The 6202-nt window shown below is 38.7% G+C and carries 6 protein-coding genes; 2 read left to right on the top strand and 4 right to left on the bottom strand.

Going from position 1 to position 6202, the window contains the following annotated elements; genetic code table 11:
- Window positions 1–184: 184 nt before the first annotated feature.
- Window positions 185–607, top strand: coding sequence for a hypothetical protein (locus B2X72_RS03925; RefSeq protein ID WP_286848349.1), 423 nt, complete (start codon window positions 185–187; stop codon window positions 605–607).
- 717 nt (window positions 608–1324) lie between these two features.
- Complete coding sequence (locus B2X72_RS03920) at window positions 1325–2347, top strand: LacI family DNA-binding transcriptional regulator (protein WP_286848348.1); 1023 nt, start codon at window positions 1325–1327, stop codon at window positions 2345–2347.
- A 141-nt stretch (window positions 2348–2488) separates the two neighbouring features.
- Here the strand turns inward: B2X72_RS03920 and uxuA are convergent, their stop codons facing one another.
- The 4 genes from uxuA to B2X72_RS03900 all read right to left on the bottom strand — a co-directional run.
- Entirely contained in the window at window positions 2489–3649 is a 1161-nt protein-coding gene (uxuA, locus tag B2X72_RS03915; protein ID WP_286848346.1) for a mannonate dehydratase, read from the bottom strand.
- 12 nt (window positions 3650–3661) lie between these two features.
- Window positions 3662–4480, bottom strand: a complete 819-nt coding sequence (locus B2X72_RS03910) for an SDR family oxidoreductase (protein ID WP_088160737.1) — start codon at window positions 4478–4480, stop codon at window positions 3662–3664.
- A gap of 79 nt (window positions 4481–4559) precedes the next feature.
- Window positions 4560–4748: a cbb3-type cytochrome oxidase assembly protein CcoS gene (gene ccoS, locus B2X72_RS03905; protein WP_088160736.1), complete on the bottom strand. Its 189-nt coding sequence runs from the start codon at window positions 4746–4748 to the stop codon at window positions 4560–4562.
- A 5-nt stretch (window positions 4749–4753) separates the two neighbouring features.
- Window positions 4754–6202, bottom strand: a 1449-nt coding sequence (locus tag B2X72_RS03900) for a heavy metal translocating P-type ATPase (RefSeq protein ID WP_286848343.1), incomplete at its 5' end; no start/stop codon positions are given.

Raw genomic sequence — 6202 nt, 5'->3', positions numbered from 1 at the left:
ATAGGATACATAAGCCTAAAAACTTTTCATTCGCTTCCCATATCCCGGCTATCCTTCGTCTTACTTTGATTTATCTTATTTTTATACACAATTGTGTCGTATTTCAACATCTTGTAGTAAACAGCCCAATGTTTTAAATGAAGGTAGCAGCAAAATTGAACTATCTAGTGCTTTGAGGACTTCGATGAATTCAAATATTCAAAACATCATAGCCTTAAAAAGTACAAGCAATAACTTATCTACAATAGATCTAGCTATACAAGCGAATAAAAATATCTCATCTTCTATACAACAAGATAGAATCAATTTTTTAGAAGAAATATCAACAAAAACAAATAGTACTGATATTATCAATATTCTTTCTCAAAATAATGTGATAAACGAGAAGGAAAAAGAAATATTTATTAATTTATCCAATGAACTTTATTATTCTGCGGCTCCACAACAAACACTCAATAAATACAGTGGTATTTTAAAAGAGAACGGAATATACAGTAAATACGAAAGTGTATTTTTAGCATTAACATATACTGCAGAAGTTCACCCAGAATTTTTATCTTTAAGAGAAAAAATATATTTGTTAAATCAGCATCAAATAACAAATTGACAAAAAGCTTTTTATCATCATGTGCTGGTGCATCTGTTGGCCTTGCCTTAGCTTTTGTTGGATTAGCTGCTAGTGGAGCTTCTGTCGTTGGAGCTGGTAGGTGCTGTAGGATTTATATATGCAAGTGCTCAATGGGGAGAAGCTTGTCGATAAATTATAATGATATGTTCAAAATAAATAAAAAGGTAATCTTTATCGCTTTTGTAGTATGCCTGTTTTTTTTAGGTTTAGGGGTCAATGATATAACTCATATCTATAGAGACACTCATCAATTGAAATTTGCTGATTTATCACCACTTATACCATACGTCATTTCAGGCTCAATTTTTTTCTATATTTTTTATATAAAGAAAGATAGGACAACTACCTCAGAAAATTAGTAGCTAGGGAAACCTTTTTTTCTAGTTACTAATTTCTTTCTATTACCTCATCTATTAGAACTTTTGAAGTTGCTTTTCATTCGCTACCCATCCCCAGCTAGCCTTCGTCCTGCATTGAAGAGGGATTGGAAAAAGGATAAAAAGGGGATTTCAGAAAAAAAGGAGTGCCGGAAAAGCTCCAAGATAAAAATTATCTCAAAAACACACAGGAAATCCTGCCAATCAAATCCATTGACTAAGTCCCAGCCGACCATAGATAATGGCTAATTATGACGATAAAAACACATTTATACATTTTTTTATGTAGATTTATCTTCTTAAAATAACCACCAAAGCGATGAGCAGAACTACCCTGAAAGATATAGCGTTGGCACTCAATATTTCTGTTTCGACGGTTTCCAAAGCATTATCAGACAGCTACGAAATAAGTGAAGCGACTAAAAAGATGGTTCAGGAATATGCCAAAAAGCATAATTTCCACCCAAATAAGTTGGCACGGAGCTTAAAAATAGGAAAATCCAATACAATAGGGGTTATTGTATCCAACATTAGTAATACATTCGTTTCACAAATCCTCGATGGAATTCAAATAGCCTCTCAACAGACTGTCTATGACGTTATTTTCATGCAAAGCCGGGAAGACGAACGGATCGAAAAAAATTGTATTGACGTCTTACGCATGCGCGGTATTGATGGCTTAATGATATCTCCGGTTTCTTCCGATTCAAATATTGAAGAGCTAAAAGCATTGATAAAATCGCAGATCCCCGTCGTTATTTTTGATCGTATCAATCACCAGCTCGACACATTCAAGGTTGGTGTCAATAATTTCCAGGGTTCATATAATGCCACAAAGCATCTCATCGAACAAGGTAAAAAGAATATTTTGCATATCACCGGAAAGAACTTAGGTGTGGCAGCCGAACGATTAAATGGCTTCGAATCTGCTTTATCAGATGCGGGTATTCCTTTTGATACTAGACATTATATCGAATGTAGTTTTAATAATACCACCGATATAGACGAAACAATTCGGGAGATTTTGCGCAAAGAATATCTTGAACATAAAAGTATAGATGCAATTTTCGGTGCTACGGATGTTATTACAACCCGAACACTAGGTATTTTGGCTGAGCTTCAGATTCAAGTCCCTTCCGAGGTCGCGGTTATTGGTTTTTCAAACACACAGATAGCAGCTTCCTTAAATCCGGCACTATCCACAATTGTACAACCGGCAACAGAAATTGGGGAACTGGCGACAAATAAATTAATCGCCACCATTAACCAAACAAGACCAATACATGAATTTGAAACGATTGAGCTTCCAACACAGCTCATCATTCGCAAATCTTCCTTATAATTCTTTTGATTATAGTCTCGCCGACATACTTAAAACAAAACAGTCGGGAAATAAGACGTTAGCGCTCTTATTTCCCGACTGTCTTTATGCTAGACCACTATTACAGGTCATAATCTCTAATCTTCGCCTGAATGATTGGTATCATTCACCAACAATACCATACTCTAGGCCCCGTAATTCCGCAAGCCCTCTCAATCTTCCAATGGCAGAATACCCTGGATTTGTTACTTTATTCAGATCATCCAGCATCTGATGGCCGTGATCTGGTCTGAATGGGATCGCTGTAGATCTCAATTGATTTTCAGCAACCAGGATTTTCATGATTTTATACATATTGACATCCCCATCCAAATGGTCTGCCTCATAAAAGCTTCCGATCGCATCTTTCCTCACATTCCGTAAGTGAACAAAGTTTACCCGCCCTTTAATATTTTCTAAGATAGCCGGCAGATCGTTTGTCTGACTGGCCCCCAAGGATCCTGTACAAAAGCAGACACCATTAAATCGTTGTGGAACCGCATTTAAAAAATAATCGAAATCCGCACCATTACTGGCGATGCGGGGCAAACCTAAAATAGGATACGGTGGATCATCGGGATGAATAGTCATACATATACCGTTATCCTCACAAGTTGCCGCAATTCCCTGAAGGAAATAAACCAAATTACCGCGTAAACCATCTTTCCCAATATGTTTATAGGTATCAATGCTCGCTTTTAACGCTTCCAATTCCACATTCTTCTCTCCGGGGATCCCCATTAAGACAACATTTGCCAATTCTTCTTTTTGCTGTTCGGAAATTTCATCAAATCGTAAAGTCGCCCGTTTAACAACATCCGCTGGATACGCTGTCTGTGCTTCATCACGTTTCAATATAAAAATATCAAAAAGTGCCAGATCAATCCAGTCAAAATACAATGCTTTTGAACCATCCGCCATCGTTAAATCCAATTGTGTACGTGTCCAGTCCAGCACCGGCATAAAATTATAACAAATTGTTTTGATGCCGCATTGTGCGAGATTGGTTAAAGTCTCATTATATTTCTGGAGGTATTCATCGACCCTAGCACCTTTTGTCTTAATCTCCTCATGTACTGTCACACTTTCCACAACAGACCAGGTAAGACCAGCATCTTCTATAATGCGTTTTCTTTCTTGAATATCGGCAAGGGGCCATACCTCACCGTGTGGAATATGATGTAATGCCGTAACAATACCAGTCGCTCCAGCCTGTTTGATATCTTGTAAAGATACCGGGTCATTGGGACCATACCAACGCCAGGTTTGTTCTAATTTTCTCATCTTAAAGTTTAATTAAACGCCACACCATGCATTAAAACCACCATCGACAAAAACCGTCTCCCCTGTCACAAAGGCCGATGCATCACTCAATAGATAGATTAAAGTTCCTTTTAACTCACGAGGGTCGCCCAAACGGTTATAGGGAGTTCCGTTAAGAATACGTTTGGTACGGTCGCTATACGTACCGTCTGGATTGATCAATAAGTTTTTGTTCTGCTTGGTTAAGAATACGCCGGGAGCGATTGCATTGACACGAACTTGATCGCCATAACGCTGAGCGAGCTCGGTGGCCATCCATTTTGTATACCCATCGATACCGTGTTTTGCAACAGTATAGCCCAAAACACGTGTAAAAGGACGACTGGCTGTAAGAGAAGATATATTGATGATGACGCCTTTTCCGCTTTCAGCAATCACACGACCAATAATATGCGTAGGAATCATTGTACCATACAAATTAAGCTCTATTGCTTTAATGGTATCCTGAATATTGCTCGCAAATAAATCTTGATCGGCACCAATTGTTGCACCTGGAATGTTGCCTCCAACGGCGTTTACTAAAGCGTCTATCCTACCCCACTTTTGCAAAACTTCATCTTTCGCCCGAGTGACATCCTGTTCGTTCATGATGTCAACTTCAACAAATATAGCTTCGCCACCAACAGACTCTACCTGCTGAACACGCTCCGCTCCGATTTGTCCATTACGTCCAAGTACTGCGACTTTGGCTTCTGCCTCGGCCAAAGCCTCAACAAATGCTTCGCCTAAAATCCCTGTACCTCCCGTAATTACAACTACCTTATCTTTTAATGAAAATGGATTATTATGCATGTATTTTTATTTCAAATTGGTATTTACCCCCAATTTTATTGATAATAACCTTAATTACAAAAAAAAGTAATTGATTTAATTACGATAACGTTTTAGTTACGTCACCTTCTTTATCTTCCTCTTCTGTCGTTTCATCATCAAACAGAATCCGTATAGAAGGTGTATAGGTATCATTATGCTGACCGGTTTTATTTGCCCAGAAAAAAGCACATAGGAAAACCAAAGCCAACAAAACACTACAACCGATCAAAATATACATTATTTCCATAACAACTAGAGTTTACGACGTTTGGCATACCACCTCGTCATGAGACTTGTAAAGGAGATGATCGTTACCGTACTTATTGGCATTAGAATCGCGGCAAATAACGGCGACATAATACCTTGCACGGCAAAGCTCAATCCAATTACATTATATAAAAGAGATATACCAAAGCTCATATGTATTACTTTCACCGCATCTTTGCTAAAAGCAAAGAAATCCGGCATTTTTGAAAATGACTCCCCATCCAGTATCGCATCGCAGCCGGGAGAGAAGTTATTGATATCATCACTCACGGCGATACCCAAATCTGCTTTACGCAATGCCCCCGCATCATTAAGGCCATCACCAATCATGCAGACATGCTTTCCTGCTACCTGAAAATTTTGAATGGTTTCCAGTTTTTCCATTGGTGATTGATTAAAAAGCAAACTTGCATTCGAGGGAAAAATTAACTGGAGTGCATCCAGACGTCTATCGTTATCCCCTGAGATTAAATGAAGGTCGTATTCGACTTTAAAATCTTCAATCAAAGCCGAAAGGCCATCCCTCCAGGATTGCTCCATGGTAAAATACCCCTTTAACTCCTCACCTATACGAATAAAAACCACTGAACCATCTGTTTTAATGTTACCGATATTCAAAAAGTTAGCACTACCGATTTTAATTTCCTTGCCACTTACATTAGCCTGCATCCCCTTTCCCGGAAATTCCTTAAAATCCTGTATCGAAATAGCAGAAGAGACATTCAGCCACTTGACAATCTCACGGCTCAATGGATGGCTAGAGTTTCTACATACCGCATTCAGTAACTTTTTGTCAATTGCTGAAAGACTACCTTCAAAATAAATTGAAGTTGCTTTAGGCGATGATATTGTGCCAGTTTTATCGAACACCAAAGTATCAATCGTTGCCATCTGCTCAATTGCGGCCGTATTTTTCACATAGAACTTATTTCGATCAAAAATACTTAGCGCTGCAGAAAGGGTAAATGGAGAGCTCAACGCCAACGCACATGGACATGCGATAATTAATACCGCCGTAAAAGCTCCCCAAGCCCGGCTTGCACTTCCATCAACGGCCCAAAATAAGGCAGCCAATAGTGCAATAGCCAATAAAACAACAGTAAAATATTCACTTATAAAGTTGACAAAAGTCTGAAAATGTTTGTCATAATCTTTATAATTCTCATTATTCCATAATTTGGTCAAATAGGACTGTGAAATCGGTTTGACCACTTCAAGTTCTATCGCTTCCCCCGTCTGGCGTCCGCCGGCATAGATAATTTCGCCTAAGGTCTTACTGACCGGACTTGATTCTCCCGTTACAAAGCTAAAATCTATCGCAGCATCGCCTTTTAAAAGCATGGCATCAGCGGGTATAATTTCATTGTTCCGAACCAAGATACGGTCACCGATATGAACGTCAGCTAATTGTACAGGTTTGTCCCCTGATTCCGT

Origin of the sequence: Sphingobacterium sp. UBA7253, assembly GCF_002472745.1 — a bacterium.
Classification (GTDB): Bacteria; Bacteroidota; Bacteroidia; order Sphingobacteriales; family Sphingobacteriaceae; genus Sphingobacterium; species Sphingobacterium siyangense.
Note: the sequence above shows the minus strand (reverse complement) of the source record. Positions and strands in the feature narration are given on the sequence as shown.